We start from the raw sequence: 20098 nt of genomic DNA, 5'->3' as shown, positions 1-20098 counted from the left end.
ACCCCTAACTTTAAGTAAAGGGAGACCACATGGGTCCCCCCTCAACTCAAACAAATTATTTTACGTTTTTCATGAACTCTTCGAACTCAGCGTCAGTTGCTGGTGCAACAACATCACCATCGATGATTTGTTGACGATACTCATCAACTTTAGTGAGCACGTCTGCAGCAACGTTTTCTTCAGAAGTTGGTGCGATTCCTACACCTTCATCTTTAAGTGAGAATTCAACCACTTCACCAGCTGGGAACTTACCGTCCATTGCCATTTTCGACACTTCGAGTGTCGCTGTATCTACACGTTTAACCATTGACGTAAGAGTAACGTTCTCTGGAAGACCTTCTTCGTACTGGTCACGGTCAACCCCGATGACCCAAACTTCTTCACCGTTTTTCTTACGGTTTTTCGCTTCAGTGAATACACCTACACCTGTACCACCAGCTGCATGATAGATGATATCAGATCCTGATCCATACATACCTGACGCAATTGCAGTTCCTTTTTCAGCTGAGTTGAAGTCTTCAGCATATTTTACGTCGATTGTCGCATCAGGGTTTACAGCCATGACACCAGCTTTAAATCCATTTTCAAACTTCTTGATCAAGTCTGATTCTACTCCACCGATGAAACCAACTTTATCAGTCGTCGTTGTAAGACCAGCTACTACACCTACGAGGAATGAACCTTCTTGTTCCTTAAACGTGATTGAAGCAACGTTCGGTGCATCTACAACCGAGTCAACGATTGCAAAGTTGTTATCAGGGAATTGTTCTGCAACTTTTCCGATATCCTCTGCCATCAAGAAACCGATTCCGTAGATCAAATCAAATTGATCACGTGCCAATTGTTGCAAGTTAGGCTGATAGTCTGCTTGTTTTGCTGATTGAAGATATTTATATCCTTCGTTTTCAGTTAAGCTATTTTCTTCACCAAACTTTTTCAAACCTTCCCAAGCTGATTGGTTGAATGACTTGTCATCAACACCACCAGTATCCGTGACCATTGCAACTTTGAAGTCGCTACCTTCTCCGCCTTCACCGTTTGAAGATGAGCCTTCGTTGTCATCTCCACCGCATGCTGCGAGTACTGTAGAGAGTGTGAGTCCTGCTGCTAAAGCTGAGAGAATCGTTTTCTTTTTGTTCATCATCGTCGTGTTTCCCCTTTCGGTTCATAACAATTTTTGTTGTCATGTTATCAGTAGTCTTTACACCGGTATAAGAAAGCGCTTTCACGCTATTCCCCAAAAATAACTCTTCCGTCCAGAAACTGCTCGTTTAAACTCGTTTACGTACGACATGGAAGTCGAATCGATCAGCACGGAAAAAGTTGGCCGAATCGAGTAATGGTAAATCACTCTCATCATAATGCAATTGTTTTAAAGCGAGTAACGGTTGGTCCGTCTGAAGTTGTGACGAGATTTCAGCGCTGACACTCGGTTCGATGTGCGTGATCGCATAAGCGACTCGACGTCCTACCTCTTTTTCGAGAGAATCAAACAAAGATTTCCCTTCAGTCAATGCCTCAGGATTCGAGACGAGATGGGCCGGCACTTTATCGACACAATACACAACCGGTGTGTCGTCCGCATATCGAATTCGTACAATTCGATAAATCGGTGAGTTCGGCTCAATCTTGAGACGCTCGGCTTCTCTCTCTGTTGCCAACACTTTCTCGGCCACCAATACTTTCGTTCCTGGTGTCATCTTTGCTCGTGTGATCATGTCAGTGACACTGAACAATTCTTCAATTCCTGACGTGAATGGCGGTTTAGAACTGATAAATGTTCCTACCCCATGCTTTCGCACGACAAATTTCTCATCTTCGAGAATCCGGAGCGCTTCGCGAAGTGTCGCTCGACTGACTCCAAGTTGCTTCGAAAGTTCAAATTCTGAAGGTAACTTCTCCCCTTCACGATAGACACCAGCGTCGATATCTTGCTTAATTTTCTCAATCACTCGAAGATAGAGCAATCGATGATCGAGCTTAATCGACATTGGCCTCACCACCTTTAATTTACTTACCAGTGCTCAGACATCTGACGTATGAATGTCCTTGCCAATATTAAGTATAGGGATTCGAGAATTAGAACGCAATAGTTTTTGTTCGGAATCAGGGAAATATTTTTTCGGAACATGCCGAACCGTACCTTTGAGTCCAATTTACTCATTTTCATCCCCATTGAAAAACTTTTGTAAAATGTAAACGTTATTAAAAAATGTAAGCGTTTCAGTAGTTTTTAAAAGTATGTACTAATTCAGTATATAGGACATATGTGCTATATTACATTTATATTATAGCGAACATCTAAGGATAGAGCGAATATTTCTATATCGTATAAATAGCATTAAAAAACGAACGATTATATATACTGATATATAATCGTTCGTTTTTTATTATTATTCTGTTTGCTCTTGAATGAGTACTTTCCTCGGTTTCGAACCTTCTGATGGACCGACATACCCGGCTTCCTCAAGTGAGTCAATCAAACGGGCGGCACGATTATACCCGATTCGGAATCTGCGTTGAATCATCGAAGTTGATGCCGTTTCTTGTGTCATGACGAATTGCACGACTTCTCCGAACAATGAATCATCCGAATCAATCGTCGTCACTTCCTCTTCTTTTGGCATCATCGCTTCCACATATTGCGCACGTTGTTGCGCGATGACATGATTGACGACCGTCTCGACTTCTTGATCGGAGACGAATGCACCTTGTACACGGACCGGCTTGTTCATTCCGTTTGCAAGCATCAACATGTCACCGCGTCCAAGCAACTTTTCCGCCCCGCCACCATCAAGGATGGTCCTTGAATCGGTTTGAGAAGAGACGGCAAAGGCGATGCGGGACGGAATGTTCGCCTTGATGACTCCTGTGATGACGTCGACAGATGGGCGCTGTGTCGCGAGGACCATATGAATACCCGCAGCCCGTGCCATTTGTGCAAGTCGCATGATGGCATCTTCGACATCATTTGATGCCACCATCATCAAGTCCGCCAATTCATCGACGATTACGACGATGAACGGTAAACGTTTCGCATCCTCGTCATCCGACTGATCGACGAGTTCATTGTAACCTTCGATATTGCGAACTCCATATCGACTAAACAGTTCATACCGCCGTTCCATTTCTGCGACGACCTGCTTCAGTGCCTGGGCGGCTTTTTTCGGATCCGTGACGACCGGTGTCAACAGGTGTGGCACTCCGTTATAGACGTTCAACTCGACCATCTTCGGATCAATCATCATGAGTCGGACCTCATCCGGACGAGAACGCATCAAGAGTGACACGATCATGCCGTTGATACAGACAGATTTACCTGATCCTGTCGATCCTGCAACAAGCAAATGCGGCATTTTATTGAGAGAGATCCCAACCGTCTCGCCACTGATACTCCGACCGAGTGCGACGAGCAACTTCGAGTCATCTTGTTTCACCGGCTCCGCTTCCAGTACTTCACGTAAGCATACCGGTGCGACCTTCTGGTTCGGCACTTCAATACCAATAGCGGCTTTACCCGGAATCGGAGCTTCAATCCGAATATCTTTTGCAGCGAGCGCCAATGCCAAATCATCACTTAATGAGGTGATGCGACTGACTTTCACACCGATATCCGGTTGTAGTTCATATTTTGTGACGGTTGGACCAAGGTGAATCTTTAACACTTTGACACCGACCCCGAATGACTTAAGCGTCTTTACAAGTTTGGATGCATTTTCTTTCAATCGTGCATTCTCACCAGACAAATCCGTAATGACGGGCTCTTTCAAATTCGAGAATGGCGGAAGCTCGTATGTATCCGAGACATCTTGGGCCGCAGTCATCATCATCTCCTCGGTCGTGATTGTGGAATCGACTTCCGAAGAATCCGTTCGAGGTTGATCTTCCGTCTCTCTTTTTTCTGCTACGACTTTCTCACTAAATCCGACGATTGGAATGTCTTGCATCGTGACCACGTCTGACTCTACTTCCGGGTCCGATTGCGCTTCCGTTAATTTTGGACGAGGTGAGGTCTTGCGCGTTCGTTTCGCCTCTTGCTGCTTCTCCACTTTCGGTCTGGCTCGCCATTCGTTTCTGACTGCTGTGACGGATTCCTGCATGCGATGAAAGAGTGTCCCCCAAATAGTCGGGGCATAAAACGAGACACCGACGAGGAAGCAGACGATCCCTAAAAAGATAATCCCGAAGTCTGAGAATAAATATTGGTTCAAGTTATAGAAAGTGGCATTGATGCCGCCCCTTGCCTCTCCCCAAAGTAAGTCCCCGAATAGTAAGAATGAGGCGAGCATTGCGAATAATCCCGCTCGTCGCATCGGTTTCATCGGAGTGAGAACAATCCATAACCACACAGCCATCATCAAGTAAGTGAGCGCACCCCATCCTCCAAAAAGATAGACGGATAAATCAGATAACTGTTTACCGATCCACCCTAAATCAAAAAAGGCAAATACGAATGCGACGATGGCGAGGACAAAGAATCCCCACCCATATGTACGTGGCGCAATCGATTGTTTTTTACGGTTCCTCATATTTCGCGTCGCTGGGCGCTTTCGCTTTACGGGAGTCTTTCTTGTTTTTTGAGCCACATCAGTTCCTCCTAAAAAAAGAAGGCAAAAGTCAGATGACTTTTGCCTCACTCTCATTCCATTAAATCTCCATGATGATCGGCAAGATCATCGGACGACGTTTCGTCTGCTCGAATAAGAAGACGCTAAGTCGCTCGCGGATATTTGATTTCAATTCGGTCCAATCACTGCCAGCCTGCAGACTCTTTTCAATCTGTTTCGTGACAATACGGTTTGCCTCTGAAATCATTTCCTCCGATTCGCGCATGTACACGAAACCACGTGAGATGAGTTCAGGTCCTGAAATCAATTTCTTCTGTTTCCGATTCAACGTGACCACGCAGAGGACAACTCCATCTTGTGACAACAAACGACGGTCCCGTAAGACGATGTTTCCAACGTCCCCAACACCGATTCCGTCAATCAAGACGTTACCTGCAGGGACTTTTCGGCTCATGCGGGCTTTTCGACCTGTGAACTCAACGACGTCACCTTTTTCAACGATGAAGATGTTGTTCGGTTTGACACCCACTTGTTCTGCGAGTTTCGAGTGTGCCATCTGCATACGATATTCGCCGTGAATCGGTAAGAAGTACTTCGGTTTGACAAGGTTGAGCATCAACTTCAATTCTTCCGCTGAACCGTGTCCAGATACGTGGACTTTTCGCTGATTATAAATGACGTTCGCACCCGAACGGAACAATAAGTCAATCGTTTTAGAAACCGACTTCTCATTCCCTGGAATCGGTGTCGCCGCAATGACGACCGTGTCATTCAATCGAATGTTGACTTGCTTGTGGGCATTACGTGCCATGCGAGTCAACGCCGCCATCGGCTCCCCTTGCGAACCTGTCGTTAAAATGACGACCTTGTTATCCGGTAGACGGTTAACTTGGGACAACTCAACGAGAGTCTTCGCCTTGAAGCGCAAGTAGTTTAATTTTTGCGCAACTTCGACGATGTTGACCATACTACGACCGACGACCGCGACTTTACGATCATTCGCTTCTGCTGCTGCAAATACTTGTTGCAAGCGATGGACGTTCGAGGCGAATGATGCCACGATAACCCGACCTTCCGCTTGATAGATGACATCGTTCAATTCAGCTCCAACGATTGACTCTGAACCGGTTTGCCCCGGTCGCTCGGCGTTCGTCGAGTCGGAAAGAAGCGCAAGAACGCCACGTTGTCCGATTGCTGCTAATTTATTGAAGTCAGATTGTTTACCATCGACAGGCGTGTAATCAAACTTGAAGTCTCCGGTATGGACGATCGCACCTTGAGACGTTTGAATACATACGCCGACGCAGTCGGGAATCGAGTGATTGACGCGGAAAAACGTGATGAAATGATCAGCGATAGTCAATTTCGTTTTGGCATCAATCATGCGAAGGTCGACTTCTTTCAACAAACCGGCCTCTTTTAATTTCAATTCAATCAACCCGAGGGTCAATTTCGTCCCGTAAACTGGGACGTGTTTCAAGTCGCGTAAGACGTAGCTGAGTCCACCGATATGGTCTTCGTGACCATGGGTGATGAAAATCGCCCGTACACGATCTTTATTTTCTTTTAAGTATGTGATGTCTGGGATGACGATATCAATCCCGAGCATCTCATCGCCTGGAAACATTAGACCGGCATCGATGACGAAGATGTCGTCGTCTAGTTCCACGACGTACATGTTCTTCCCGATTTCGCCTACGCCTCCAAGCGCAAAGACGCTAATATTCTCTGTCTTCTTTTTTGACACTAACAAAAACCTCCTAAATGATTCATATTCTGTTTCGTCCCCTTATCGCTACTGAATATTGTAGCGGAAAACGGCTTCATTGCCAACATTTCCGTTTAATCTAATAGAGGTTTTAGTGCATCGGCAAGAGGTGCCGTCTCTTCTTTGTCAGGTCGTTTCCCTGCAACAAGTTGACGAATCGACAAACCGAAGTCCATCTGGAGGTGAGGATAGTCCGGGAATGAGTTCCAGTCTCCGCCCCATTCAAACCCGAGCGCCTTCCCTAACTCCCCGAGTTCTTGCCAGTCAGGAATGTCATTCCGATTACGATCCGTATTCAGGTCATAGTCGGTCTTATTGTTATGGATGATGACGAAATCCACAGCAAGACCGTAGTTATGATAGCTCTGACCCGCCTTAGCATTGGTCACCACTTGCCCGGGTTCAGACCGTCCTTGCGCATACAGTGCATTCTGTTCCTTGGCAGAACGGTATCCAGAAGTGAGGCGTACTTCAAGGTCTAGACAAGAATGGGCTAATCGAATGAACGATTCTCCCCGATTGGCGACTAACGGATGCAACCGGTCAAAATCAATCTTCGACCTTGTCAAGATCGCATTTTCTTCCTCCACGTCCCGCACACACATATCCGCTTCAAACGTCGGTTCATCTACCCAAGGCACCGGTTCCGGTTGCATATAAAAGTAAGCGAGCGTAATGCCAATCAGAAAGGCGATCATTGCAAGAGATAACACGCCTGTCCACCTCATCTTCTTAACCGTTTACGCAGTCCTTTTAAGAGTGGCAATCCTTTTTCGAGAGCCATATACAAAGGACGATTCAAGACGAGGTCGAATTCCCCGACCTTTTCAATCATGTCGCTTCCCCATCCCGATTTGAATGCGTATAGACCAGCATACTCATCATCCGGGTCCGTACTTCCTGATACCCCGCCGAAATCGTATCGCTCGGCGCCACTCTCTTTGGCCGCCTGCATCATCGTCCACTGCATCAAGTGGTTCGGCATAAATTCACGGAATTCATTTGACGAGGCTCCGTATAAGTAATAAGAGCGCCGTCCTGCGAGTGTCAACAGACCACCTGATAAGACGAGCCCGTTCGGATAGGTCTGATCAAGTTCGACCAGCTCAGGGAGGGCTTGCTCCGCTTTCTGAATTTGTGCTTCCGTCTGTTCCTTGCGGTTCAAAAGACTGTTACGCTTCTTCTCAATCGTTTCTTTCTCAAGACCCCGTTCAATCTTCGCCAACTCTTTCTTCGCTTTTTCTAGCGTTGCCTGTTGCTGTTCGAGTGCGATTTTCGGTTCGAGGGTTGTCAAGAAGAGACGGGCATCGTTCGGTTGCAGACAATCGTATAGGTTCTCAAAATAATCGAGCCCTCGCGTAGCGAATCCGTCACGTTCCCCTGTTACTTTCATCAAATCGGCGAACGTTTTGAGTCCGTCACGACCGACCTCCTTGCAGACAATTCCCTTTTTCTCCGCGAGGCGGACGTTGTAGCGGAACTTATGATGGAATTTCGTAAAAATATCTTTCTCACTCGGGCGCAAATCCGTTTCCATGGTAAAACGAGGTTGGGCGTAATCAAATCCACCGCCATATCCCTTATGTTTAAACCCGATGGCAGCCATTTCGGTCAATAGCCCTGGCATCTCATCGCGATCAATGTTTGGATCGATTTTTACGACGATGGCTTTATGTGCCACCGCGACACGTCTCGCTTCTTTCACGAGCGCCTGCAGCGATGCCAAATCTTCGTAGTCCACGACAAATCCGCGTGGGGCATAACACAATGTGTATGGTAATTTCGGGACACGTTTAAACAAAAGTAAAGCGACACCGGACGTCACGCCGTCTCGCGCAACCGCGACACGTTCTGAAGTCCAGCCATTTTGGCGCTTCACATCTCCCCAACTCGATAGTTGCAACAAATCTCCACGGTCGTGTGTTTTGACGAAGTCGTCATGTTCTTTTTCTGTCAACGTAATTGGTTGTACTGCCATAAATCATGCTTCCTCCGTATTCAAAATGGTCGCTCGTACAATCGCCTCTTCGTCGAGCGGCAATTTTTCATTTCCGATAATTTGGTACTTTTCGTGCCCTTTCCCTGCTAGCACGATGATGTTGTCCGGTTTCGCTAAACGGGCCGCATAACGGACCGCTTCTTCTCGATCCCCGATTTCAACAAAGTTGTCATGGGTCATCCCGGCCGCAATCCCTTTTGTAATGGACTCATACGCTTCGAATCGTGGATCATCTGTCGTGATGATGACGGTACCGGCATAGGACGAAGCCATCTCGCCCATTGCCGGACGTTTTGTGACGTCACGGTTTCCACCTGTCCCAATCAAAAAGATAATCTTTTCTTTTGGTACGCCGACGAGCGACTTCAGACACTGTTCGATGCCATCAGGTGTATGAGCATAGTCCGCATATACGTTGTAACCTGGGACGTCTAAACGTTGCATCCGTCCCTTGGCCGGATGAATCATCTCAAGTGCTTTTGCAATTCGCTCAAGCGAGTAACCGGCAGCGAGAAGACAACCCGTCGCCAACAATAGATTGTACACGTTGAAACGACCGATGAACTGGACCGTTACCGGAAGTTTTGCGCCTTGGTAATTCAATGTAAAGCTGGTCTGAGACAACGTCTGTTCAATGTCCGTTGCCATCAAGTCTGCTTGCGCATCAATCCCATATGTTATTACTTTCGCACCGGTCATCGTCTCATAAAGAGGCGTTTGTGCATCGTCCGCGTTCAAGACGGCTACTTTTCCACGTGAGGCCATTTGACCGAGTTGAGCGAACAATAACCCTTTTGCACGTGCATAGTTTTCAAACGTTCCATGAAAATCTAGGTGATCGTGTGTCAAGTTCGTGAAGCCCACGATGTCAAAATCAGTTCCGATGACACGTCCGAGCTCAAGACCGTGTGAGGACACTTCCATCATCACGTCCGTCACGCCCTCATCACGCATTTGTGCCAATAACTGTTGAAGTTCTGAACTTTGAGGCGTCGTATTTTTACTTGGAACGATTTTATCGTTGATGCGTACTTCAACGGTCCCAATCAAACCGGTTGAATGACCGAGGACATCGAGGACGTCTCGTAAAATCGTCGTCGTCGTCGTTTTCCCATTCGTTCCCGTGATCCCGAACAGTCGCATCTGTTCAGATGGATACGCATAAAAGGCCGAAGCCAACAACCCGATTGAACGCGAACTGTCACGCACAATCAAGTTTGGCACTGACAGGTCGAGCGGTCGTTCGCTAACGACTGCCACCGCGCCTCGCGCTACCGCTTGTGCCGCATATTCATGCCCATCCACCGTATAGCCTTTGATGGCGACAAACAGCGTTCCCGGCACAACTTCTCGCGAGTCCGTCGTCACATGCGTCACGACGATGCCTTCTAGATTTGGTTGATTAATTAGTTGTATCGTCTTCACTAAATCCGTTAAGTTCAAGTCTTTCCCTTCTTTCACCTGTATCCTATCCAAACTAAAGAATACCTCTTAATCAGTGTAGAGAACTTACAATTCGGTTTCAAGTCACGCTTCGTTTGGGAGGACATATGACTTCGCCGGGCGATGGTTCAACACCTCACGAATCAATGCATTGACCTCATCGCGTTCAATCCGTTCTACTTTCTCAATCACTTGTTCAATCGGCTCGACTTCGTCGAGCAATAGCAAGTTCCGTCCGTTCCGGTTCATGCGGGCACTCGAACTTTCATTCCCGAGGGCGATCGATCCTTTCAATTGTCGCTTGCCTTTGTCTACTTCCTCAGCAGTCAAACCTTCTGCGACAAGTCGCTTCATCTCTCTCTCAAGGATGACTTCGACTTGTTCTAACGTATCCGGTGACGTACCGACATAAATGGTAAACGTACCGTGATCGGAAAACGTCGTGTAGTAAGAGTAAATGGAATAAGCTAACCCTTCTTCTTCACGGATGGACTGGAATAAACGCGAAGACATCGTCGCGCCGATTGCGTTGTTCATCAATGCCAAGTGAGGCAAACGGTCATCCGTCGCGGGAATCGCTTCGTAGTTCCAGCAGAGGTGGGCTTGCTCCGTTTCTTTTTGTTTCGACAATGTGTCATGGAACAGTTCCGGTTGATTGATTTCTTTCGACGATTCCCTAGAAGGGATGTGAGCAAACCTACGTTTTACCGCCTCAATCAATTCTTCAGAAACATGACCTGCAATCGAGACGACAATTTGCTCGGCCGTATACTGTTCCTGTAAGTATTCGACGAGCTGGTCACGTGTCAATCGATTGACACTCTCCTCCGTCCCTAAAATAGGTTGAGCGAGGATATCGTCACGATACGCCGCAATGGCCAATAGTTCATGAACGAGATCTTCCGGCGTGTCCTCATACATTTTAATTTCTTCCACAACGACACGCTTTTCTTTTTCCAACTCCTGTGCATCGAGCACCGACTCAAACAGCATATCTGTCAGTACGTCGAGAGCCATGATCGCGTGTTCATCGAGCGTCTTCACATAAAAGCATGTATGGTCTTTCGAGGTGAATGCGTTGACGCTTCCACCGAGCTCATCGAAAAAGGAAGCAATCTCTTTTGCGCTTTTTGATGCGGTGCCCTTGAACAGCATATGTTCAATCAAATGGCTGATACCGATGTTCTCAAAAGTTTCTGTACGTGTTCCGGCTTTAATGAATACCCCGGTTGAGGTGCTGAGTGAACCATCGATTGGTTCGATGATGATTCGAACACCGTTCTCTAGTGTCATCCATTCCATATTCTCACTCCTATGAAAAAGGCCATCGCACCAAGACGATGGCCAGAATAATTAATTTGTCGAGCGCGGTGGACGACGGTCCCCGTCACGACGTGGCGGACGGCTTTCGCGAGGTGGACGGGTTTCACGTGCTGCCTTCCGTTTCGCTTCGTATGCCTCACGCTCTTCAGGAGACAATCCTTCTAAGATGAGCGCTTTTCGTGATGCGTTGACACGACCTTTGTCATCGATTTCAGTGACTTTGACTTGAATCGAATCGCCAAGCTTCACAACATCCTCGACGTTTGCGACACGCTCAAGGCTGAATTCGGATACGTGTACGAGTGCATCTTTCCCTTTGAATAACTCGACGAATGCGCCGAATTTCTCGATGCGACGTACGGTAGCATCGTATACTTCACCGACGACGACTTCACGGACAATGTCACCGATCATAGACATGGCAAGATCGATTCCTTCTTGGTCCGTCGAGGCGATGAAGACCGTACCATCTTGTTCGATGTCGATCTTGACGCCCGTTTGGTCGATGATGCTGTTGATCATCTTCCCACCTGGTCCGATGACGTCGCGGATTTTATCCGGATTGATTGTCATCGTCACAATCTTCGGTGCGTATTTCGACAATTGTGTACGTGGTGTATCCAACGTCTCAAGCATGTGGTCAAGAATGTGCAAACGACCGACACGTGCCTGTTCAAGCGCTTCTTCTAGAATTTCACGCGTGATTCCGGCAATCTTGATATCCATTTGAAGGGCAGTGATCCCGTCTTTCGTTCCAGCTACTTTGAAGTCCATATCCCCAAGGTGGTCTTCAAGTCCTTGAATATCTGTCAAGACCGTGTAATGCTCACCTTCCATGATAAGACCCATGGCAATCCCAGCGACTGGCGCTTTGATTGGCACACCTGCATCCATCAATGCGAGTGTCGACCCACAAATCGAAGCTTGTGAACTTGAACCGTTTGATTCGAGTACTTCTGAAACGAGACGAATCGTATACGGGAAGTCTGCTTCTTTCGGAATAATTGGAAGAAGTGCACGTTCACCGAGTGCCCCGTGACCGATTTCACGACGACCTGGTGCACGGACAGGACGTGCTTCACCGACTGAGAATGGCGGGAAGTTATAGTGGTGCATGAAGCGTTTGTTCTCTTCTAGACCGATTCCGTCGATGATTTGCGCATCACCGATGACACCGAGAGTCGCGACCGACATGACCTGTGTTTGACCACGTGTGAAGAGACCGACACCGTGTGCGCGTGGGAGTAATCCGACTTCTGACGCGAGCGGACGAATCACGTCTGGACGACGTCCGTCTGGGCGGACTTTTTCGACCGTGATCAAACGACGGACTTCATCTTTGACGAACTTGTTCAAAATCCCTGAAACTTCACCGAGTTTCGATGGCTCGTCAGCAAGACGTTCTTCATACATCGCAACATATTTCGCAATCACTTCGTTGATGGCTTCGTCACGAGCATGTTTCTCTTCCACTTGAACCGCTTCTACGATTTCAGGACGAGCTGCTTCGAGTTCAGCAGTAAGCGCCTCATCGTATTTCGAGACCGTGTATTCGAATTTAGGTTTTCCGACGGCTTCTACGATTTCTTGTTGGAATGCGATCAAACGCTTGATTTCTTCATGTCCAAACAAGATCGACTCGAGCATGATGTCCTCAGGCACTTCGTTCGCACCTGCTTCAACCATGTTGATGGCTGTCGATGTCCCTGCAACTTGAAGTTCAAGGTCCGTTTTCTCCAACTGAGCCGTCGTCGGGTTGATGACGAATTCACCGTCTACACGTCCGACTGTCACGCCAGCGATTGGACCGTCAAACGGTACATCTGAAATCGAGAGCGCGATCGATGTTCCTAGCATACCCGCCATTTCAGCCGAGCAATCTGGGTCGTTTGACATGACGTAAATCATGACTTGAATGTCATGACGGAATCCGTCTGGGAAGAGCGGACGAATCGGGCGGTCGATGAGACGTGATGTCAAAATCGCGTTTTCACCCGGGCGACCTTCACGGCGAAGGAAACCACCTGGAATTTTACCGACCGAGTAAAGTTTCTCCTCATAGTTGACCGTCAATGGGAAGAAGTCTAAATCTTTTGGTGCTTTTGAAGCCGTCACTGTCGCAAGGACAACCGTATCTCCATAACGCACGAGTGCCGAGCCGTTTGCTTGCTTCGCAAGTTGGCCGACCTCTACAGACAGTGGGCGTCCGCCCCACTCTGTAGAGAATACTTGTTTCGTACCTAACATGTACATTCTCCTCTCAAACCTTATCTAGTTTATTATGTAACTCATTCCAACGAATGTCTAATCATTTTCCTTAAAAAAGAAGAAACGGACTAGGACGTTGTCCCAGCCCGTTAAACAGTCTCAATCGATTAACGACGGAGACCGAGGCGTTGAATCAATTCACGGTAACGTGTAACGTCCTTGTTACGAAGGTACGTAAGCAAGTTACGACGACGTCCAACCATTTTCAAGAGACCGCGACGTGAGTGGTGGTCTTTCTTGTGTGTACGAAGGTGGTCGTTCAATGTGTTGATTTGTTCAGTCAACACAGCCACTTGTACTTCCGGTGAACCTGTGTCACCTTGTTTTGTCGCGAATTCCGCGATAATTTCGTTTTTACGTTCTTTTGAGAGTGCCATTGCCTCTCCACCTCCATTTAATGAAAAATTGCCGCGTTGCCGAGCCGACGTTGGTGAATCGACCAGCCAAGCGAAGCGGTGTACTTTGCGTACTTGACAAGGATAGCGTACCCGCTCTTGAAAGTCAAGATAGGATTGAACGAGCTGCCACCTCATCTTCTTTTAGTTGAGCGACCAATGCATCCAACCCATCGAACGCGCGTTCATTCCGAATATATTGGATCCACTCGATTTCGATGACTTGTCCATATAAATCCTCGGAGAAGTCGAAGAGATGGCTCTCAACAGAGACCGATCCCGTCTCATAAAACGTCGGACGACGTCCAACATTCGTCATCGCGTGGAACATCCGTCCGTCCGGTAGCGTGACTCGAGTCGCGTATACGCCCAATCGTGGCATGACGTACGAAGCGTCCATCAACACGTTCGCAGTCGGGAAACCGATTGTACGCCCTCTCGCATCACCGTGAATGACTTCGCCACAGATCACGTATGGCGTACCGAGGAGTTCATGTGCGGCATCGACCTGTCCCTCTGCCAAGAGTTTACGGATGCGGGTAGATGACACTTTTTCCCCATCCATCGTCTGCTCTGTGACGACAGACGTCGCGAATTGGTCACGCGCATGGTACGGAAGTGTCTCCATCGTCCCTTCTCCAAACTTTCCATACGAGTAATCAAAACCAGCTGTCACGTGCACGGCTCCGGCACCGATCAAATAATCATCTACAAACTGTTGCGGGGACAAATTGGCCAATTCTTTTGTGAATGTCAAGACGAGGCAACGCTCTACCCCGAGCGCTTCGATGCGCTTCAGTTTCCGGGACAGCGGTGTAATATAGCGGACCGCATCCGGTTTATTGGAGAGTACTTGTTTCGGATGAGGATCGAACGTGACGACCGTCACCGGCAGGTTGTGCTCAGCTGCCACGCGTTTGGCATGATTGATTACAGCTTGATGCCCTTTATGAACACCGTCGAAGAAACCGAGTACCATAATGGATGGATACACGTCGGGTGTTTCTGGATAAGTGAGATGTTTTGTTTCCATACTGTCAAATTCCCCCTTAGTCGATAGCCAACATGACCTCGACTGTAGCGTCTGTCGTTCCTTCTTGTCTTCGATATAAAGCAAGAGGGATTCCTTCTTCATTATAGACAGTAAATAACTCAAATTCGAGCGAAACGCCGTTCAGCTTCCCGCCGTTGCGAATATAGCGTTCCCGATTCTTTGGAATGGTGATCATTGGCCAGCGTTTGATCACATCTTCGAGAGGAATGACATACGCCATTCGCTCCTCGACCGTTTCAAGTGTTTGAAGCGTTCCGAGTGTTACCGCGGTCGCTTCATCAAACGTTCCTGAGCTCGTCCGTCTGAGTTCGCTCATATGGGCAGGGTAACCGAGTTTCTCTCCAATCTGAACGGCGAGCGTTCGAATATACGTCCCTTTCCCACAGTCGATTTCCATTCGGAATCGACAGACGTCCGCTTCGAATATCAATTCACTCGTCCGCTCCAGACGATGAATCTCGACCGTCCGCCGAGGTCGTTCGACGGTCTGCCCTTTCCGAGCATACTCGTACAACTTCTTCCCATTTACTTTGACCGCCGAGTAGTACGGAGGGATTTGTTCAATCCTCCCTGTCAATTGGCGCATCGCCTCGTCAATCTGGGTTGCATCCAAATCGTTCGGTGTGACTGACTTCTGCGCGACGACCTCGCCATGCGCGTCCTCGGTCATCGTGGCGGTACCAATCGTCACCTCGGCCACGTAACGCTTCCCTTCATCTGTGATAAAACGCGATAACTTTGTGGCGCGCCCTAAACAGATGGGCAATATGCCTGTCACTTCCGGGTCAAGCGTACCCGTGTGACCGACCTTTTTCGTCTGGAATAATTTTCGTAATTTAAATACGCAGTCATGACTCGTCATGCCAGCATCTTTATCGAGTACGAGCACTCCGTTCGGTTCCAATTTCATCCCTCCATATAAAAAAAGGGAGAACGACGTCTCCCCTTTCAAATTATTAATCTTTGTTCAAATCACGAATCAACGAATCGATATGGCTACCATATGCGACTGAAGAATCATATTCAAACGAGATCTCTGGTGTTTTCCGAAGACGGATGCGATTCCCGATTTCGCGACGGATAAACCCTTTCGCCTTATCGAGACCAGCTTGCGTTTCTGCTTTCACATCTTCCTCATCACCAAGCACCGTATAATAGACTGTTGCTTGCTGTAAGTCACCTGTCACATCAACGCTCGTAATCGTAGCGTTTTTTGTACGCGGGTCACTGACTTCACGTAACAAGACATCTGTTATTTCTTTACGCATTTGCTCGGCAACACGTTGGGCACGAATTTTCATACGTGATCCCTCCTCACATTATTTACGTTCGACTTCTTTCATGACGAACGCTTCAATGACATCGTCTACTTTGATGTCATCAAATTTCTCTACTTTAATCCCACACTCATAACCAGTCGCAACTTCTTTCACGTCATCTTTGAAACGACGAAGCGTATCGAGTTTACCTTCGTAAATCACGATTCCGTTACGAATGACACGGACACCGGCGTCACGTGTGATTTTACCTTCTGTCACATAACAACCTGCAATCGCACCGACTTTCGAAACTTTGAAGACGTCACGGACTTCGACTTGACCTGTGATTTCTTCCACGAACTCTGGGTCAAGCATCCCTTTCATCGCGCTCTCGATTTCTTCGATTGCATTGTAGATGATGCGGTGGAGACGCATTTCAACGTTCTCTTGTTCCGCCATCGAACGTGCGTTTCCATCAGGACGGACGTTGAATCCGATGATGACAGCATTCGCAGCTGAAGCGAGGATGACGTCACCTTCCGTGATTGCACCGACACCTTGGTGAACGATGTTAACTTTGACGCCTTCGACATCAATCTTGCGGAGTGAACCAGCCAATGCTTCGGCTGACCCTTGAACGTCTGCTTTGATGATGACGTTCAAGTCTTTCACTTCACCTTCTTGAATGCGGCTGAACAAATCATCAAGACTTACTTTCGCCGACTCACGACGCTGTGACTCAAGGTAACGTTGGTAACGTTTTTCCCCGATTGCACGTGCTTTCTTCTCATCTTCGAAGACGATGAACTGGTCACCCGCTTGTGGAACGTCGTTCAAACCAGTGATTTCAATCGGTGTAGATGGTCCGACTTGTTTCACACGGCGACCGATATCGTTGACCATCGCACGGACACGACCGAACGTGCTACCGACGACGATTGAATCTCCGATTCGAAGTGTACCGTGTTGAACGAGAAGTGTCGCGACCGGTCCACGTCCTTTGTCGAGTTTCGCCTCGATGACTGAACCACGAGCTGGCATGTCTGGTGTCGATTTATATTCTTCGACTTCAGAAACGAGGAGAATCATCTCGAGCAATTCATCGATCCCTTCGCCTTTGATGGCAGAAATCGGAACGAAGATTGTTTCGCCGCCCCACTCTTCAGGGATGAGACCGAACTCTGTCAACTCTTGTTTGACACGGTCAGGGTTTGCCCCTTCTTTGTCCATTTTGTTGACTGCCACGATGATTGGAACGTTCGCTGCCTTGGCGTGCGAGATTGCTTCCTCTGTTTGTGGCATGACGCCATCGTCAGCCGCAACGACGATGATCGCGATATCTGTCACTTCGGCACCGCGGGCGCGCATCGTTGTGAAGGCTGCGTGACCTGGTGTATCGAGGAATGTGATTTTCTTATCGTTGACTTCAACTTGGTAAGCACCGATGTGCTGCGTGATTCCGCCCGCTTCTCCTGCGACGACTTTCGTGTTACGAATCGAGTCAAGAAGTGTCGTTTTCCCGTGGTCGACGTGACCCATGATGGTAACGACAGCTGGACGTTCTTCAAGGTCATATTGTGAGAAGTCGATCTCAACTGTTTCAAAGTCTGTCTCATCGACAACAACTTCTTTTTCAACCTCAAAGCCGAATTCTGCAGCGAGTAATTCAACCGTTTCATCATCAAGCGTTTGGTTGATGGTTGCCATGACACCGAGACCCATCAACTTCATGATGATTTCGTTTGGCTTTTTGTTCATTTTTGAGGCAAGGTCAGACACGCTGAGTACATCGTCATACTTGATGACGTTGCCCATCTCTGCCTCTTGCGCGAGACGTGCTGCTTTACGCTGACTTGTCTTCGAGTTTGGATCGGCTTCTTGTGGCACAGCCGCTTTTACCGGCTTGCCTTTGCCTTTCCCTTTTCCACGTTTTTTATTGCGTGGGTCGTTGTTTCGGTTGTCGTTACGATTTTGTCCACCGCGATTATTTTGACCGCCACGGTTCTGTTGTCCCGCTTGTGGACGTGGCGATTGTGCTTCTTTTTTCTCTTGCTTCGGCTCATTCGATGTTGACGTCGCTTTCGCTTCCGCTTGTTTTTCAGCACGATATTTTTCAGGATTGAACACACGGTCCAATTGTTTTACCGTTTCCTCATCGAGGACGGCCATATGGTTTTTCACCGGTTTGTTCAATTTTTCTAATTGAGTAATGACTTGTTTACTCGTTACATTCTGTTCTTTTGCAAATTCATAGACGCGTTTTCCCAAAGCATCCACCTCCGTTAATAGTTAAGAGAGAAGTTGCTTAAGCTTGTTCGCAAATCCGGATTCTGTCACCGATACGACGACACGCATGTCTTTACCGAGTGCGGCCCCGATTGTATAGCGATCGCTCACTTCAATCAATGGCACTTGATAAGACGCACATTTGTCAGTGACTCGTTTTTTCGTCGAGGCACCTGCATCTCCGGCTAGAATGACGAGCTTGGCACGACCCGCTCGTACATCCTTTAATACAAACTCTTCTCCCATCGTTACTTTCCTCGCTCGAGCAGCAAGGCCTAACAATGATTCCCACTGGCTCATGATTCGCCACCTGCGACAGCTTTCAACTGTTCATACAAGTCGTCGCTCGTCTTTACTTTCAAGTGATGGTCGAGCGTCCGTTTTTTCTCTGCTTGACGGACGACTTCGATATCTTTTGATAAGTATGCGCCACGACCGTTCACTTTACCCGTCTGATCGATGACCACGTCACCTTCAGGCGTCCGAACGACACGAATCAATTCTTTTTTCGGGAGCATTTCTTGTGTGACCACACACTTACGCAAAGGAAGTTTCTTTTGCTTCATGGTCATTCCTCTTCTTTCACCGCAGTCGTTTCAACTGTAGCATCTGATAAGTCTTGTTCTACTTCATTTTGAACAATTTCTGGTTCTGATTCAACTTTTTCAGTGAACGTATCGAACAAATCAAGTGCTTCGGCATCCGTTTCACTCTTGATATCGATTTTCCATCCTGTCAATTTCGCAGCGAGACGGGCGTTTTGACCACGTTTCCCGATTGCGAGTGACAATTGATAGTCAGGTACGACGACTGTCGTCGATTTTGCTGGCTCGTTGACATATACCGCAACGACCTGAGCCGGGCTGAGTGCGTTACGAACGAACTCTTTCGGGTCTTCAGACCAACGGACGATATCAATTTTCTCGCCGTTCAATTCGTCGACGATCGTTTGAACACGTTGTCCTTTCGGTCCGACACATGCGCCGACTGGGTCGACGATATCCGAATGTACAGCGATTTTCGAACGGTCACCCGCTTCGCGTGATACTGACATCACGTCCACTGTTCCGTTTGAAATCTCTGGAACTTCGAGTTCGAACAAACGGCGCAAAAGTCCCGGATGCGTACGCGAAACTTGAATCGCTGCACCTGAACCTTTCGTCGTTGAATCTACTTTTGTCACGTATACTTTGATGCGATCATGAATTTGGTATGACTCGTTCGGCATCTGTTCATTCGGTGTCAATACAGCTTCAATGTTGTTTTCGAGACCGATATAAAGGTTGCGTGGGTCAAAACGCTCCACGATCCCTGTCATGATTTCATCTTCTTTGTCAGCGAAGTGGTTGTAGATGCGTTCGCGTTCCGCTTCACGCATCTTCTGTGTGACGACTTGTTTTGCCGTCATCGCCGCGACACGTCCAAAATCACTCGGTGTGACTTCTTCTTTATGGAAATCGCCGAGCTCATAGTTCGGATCGATTTCATGTGCTTCTTCGAGTGAGAGCTGTTGGTCCGGTTGCGTGAGGCGCTCTACGACTTCTAACAAAGCGTAGACACGGATATCCCCCGTCACCTGATCAAACTCGACTTTCACGTGCTCGTTCGGGTTCGCCACGTTGCGGCGATACGCAGAAATGAGCGCTTGTTCGAGTGCATCGATAATGATATTTTTGTCGATTCCTTTTTCTTTGGCAATCTGATCGATTGTAGTGAGTAATTGTGGACCCATCTT

17 protein-coding genes are annotated in these 20098 nt (G+C 47.8%); all 17 read right to left on the bottom strand.

The window, feature by feature from the left end:
• Positions 1 to 55: 55 nt before the first annotated feature.
• A complete protein-coding gene (locus tag ACFO4U_RS02710; RefSeq protein ID WP_078147920.1) occupies positions 56 to 1141 on the bottom strand; it encodes a BMP family lipoprotein in 1086 nt (361 codons plus the stop codon).
• 130 nt (positions 1142 to 1271) lie between these two features.
• Entirely contained in the window at positions 1272 to 1991 is a 720-nt protein-coding gene (locus tag ACFO4U_RS02705) for a GntR family transcriptional regulator (RefSeq protein ID WP_078146731.1), read from the bottom strand.
• Positions 1992 to 2393: 402 nt separating this feature from the next.
• Positions 2394 to 4586, bottom strand: coding sequence for an FtsK/SpoIIIE family DNA translocase (locus tag ACFO4U_RS02700; protein WP_215244040.1), 2193 nt, complete (start codon positions 4584 to 4586; stop codon positions 2394 to 2396).
• A gap of 61 nt (positions 4587 to 4647) precedes the next feature.
• Positions 4648 to 6315 (bottom strand): ribonuclease J, encoded by a 1668-nt coding sequence (locus tag ACFO4U_RS02695; RefSeq protein ID WP_015881439.1) that lies wholly within the window; start codon positions 6313 to 6315, stop codon positions 4648 to 4650.
• A 95-nt stretch (positions 6316 to 6410) separates the two neighbouring features.
• On the bottom strand, positions 6411 to 7049 hold the full coding sequence (locus tag ACFO4U_RS02690; protein WP_260563679.1) for a M15 family metallopeptidase: 639 nt from the start codon (positions 7047 to 7049) through the stop codon (positions 6411 to 6413).
• An 11-nt stretch (positions 7050 to 7060) separates the two neighbouring features.
• Entirely contained in the window at positions 7061 to 8314 is a 1254-nt protein-coding gene (locus ACFO4U_RS02685; RefSeq protein WP_214691047.1) for a lipid II:glycine glycyltransferase FemX, read from the bottom strand.
• 3 nt (positions 8315 to 8317) lie between these two features.
• Positions 8318 to 9811 carry a UDP-N-acetylmuramoyl-L-alanyl-D-glutamate--2,6-diaminopimelate ligase gene (locus ACFO4U_RS02680; RefSeq protein WP_230872800.1) on the bottom strand — a complete coding sequence of 498 codons (1494 nt, stop codon included), beginning with the start codon at positions 9809 to 9811 and terminating at the stop codon, positions 8318 to 8320.
• A gap of 51 nt (positions 9812 to 9862) precedes the next feature.
• Entirely contained in the window at positions 9863 to 11080 is a 1218-nt protein-coding gene (locus ACFO4U_RS02675; RefSeq protein WP_196430555.1) for a M16 family metallopeptidase, read from the bottom strand.
• A 51-nt stretch (positions 11081 to 11131) separates the two neighbouring features.
• Positions 11132 to 13348: a polyribonucleotide nucleotidyltransferase gene (gene pnp, locus ACFO4U_RS02670; protein WP_215244041.1), complete on the bottom strand. Its 2217-nt coding sequence runs from the start codon at positions 13346 to 13348 to the stop codon at positions 11132 to 11134.
• Positions 13349 to 13476: 128 nt separating this feature from the next.
• Complete coding sequence (gene rpsO / locus ACFO4U_RS02665) at positions 13477 to 13746, bottom strand: 30S ribosomal protein S15 (protein WP_074037213.1); 270 nt, start codon at positions 13744 to 13746, stop codon at positions 13477 to 13479.
• A 124-nt stretch (positions 13747 to 13870) separates the two neighbouring features.
• Positions 13871 to 14797 carry a bifunctional riboflavin kinase/FAD synthetase gene (locus ACFO4U_RS02660; protein ID WP_215244042.1) on the bottom strand — a complete coding sequence of 309 codons (927 nt, stop codon included), beginning with the start codon at positions 14795 to 14797 and terminating at the stop codon, positions 13871 to 13873.
• A gap of 16 nt (positions 14798 to 14813) precedes the next feature.
• The gene (gene truB, locus ACFO4U_RS02655; RefSeq protein ID WP_251125233.1) at positions 14814 to 15728 is read right to left on the bottom strand and encodes a tRNA pseudouridine(55) synthase TruB; all 915 of its coding nucleotides are present in this window, start codon (positions 15726 to 15728) and stop codon (positions 14814 to 14816) included.
• A gap of 46 nt (positions 15729 to 15774) precedes the next feature.
• Positions 15775 to 16119, bottom strand: coding sequence for a 30S ribosome-binding factor RbfA (rbfA, locus tag ACFO4U_RS02650; RefSeq protein WP_159562106.1), 345 nt, complete (start codon positions 16117 to 16119; stop codon positions 15775 to 15777).
• 18 nt (positions 16120 to 16137) lie between these two features.
• Entirely contained in the window at positions 16138 to 18345 is a 2208-nt protein-coding gene (gene infB, locus ACFO4U_RS02645) for a translation initiation factor IF-2 (RefSeq protein WP_074037217.1), read from the bottom strand.
• A 21-nt stretch (positions 18346 to 18366) separates the two neighbouring features.
• A complete protein-coding gene (locus tag ACFO4U_RS02640) occupies positions 18367 to 18663 on the bottom strand; it encodes a YlxQ family RNA-binding protein (protein WP_015881428.1) in 297 nt (98 codons plus the stop codon).
• Positions 18660 to 18935, bottom strand: a complete 276-nt coding sequence (gene rnpM / locus ACFO4U_RS02635; RefSeq protein ID WP_193343251.1) for an RNase P modulator RnpM — start codon at positions 18933 to 18935, stop codon at positions 18660 to 18662. The genes ACFO4U_RS02640 and rnpM overlap by 4 nt, the downstream gene beginning before the upstream one ends.
• A complete protein-coding gene (gene nusA / locus ACFO4U_RS02630) occupies positions 18932 to 20095 on the bottom strand; it encodes a transcription termination factor NusA (RefSeq protein ID WP_215244043.1) in 1164 nt (387 codons plus the stop codon). Before nusA ends, rnpM begins: the two co-directional genes overlap by 4 nt.
• Positions 20096 to 20098 lie beyond the last annotated feature (3 nt).

The sequence above is a fragment of the Exiguobacterium profundum genome (assembly GCF_042652865.1).
GTDB lineage: Bacteria > Bacillota > Bacilli > Exiguobacteriales > Exiguobacteriaceae > Exiguobacterium > Exiguobacterium profundum.
Note: the sequence above shows the minus strand (reverse complement) of the source record. Positions and strands in the feature narration are given on the sequence as shown.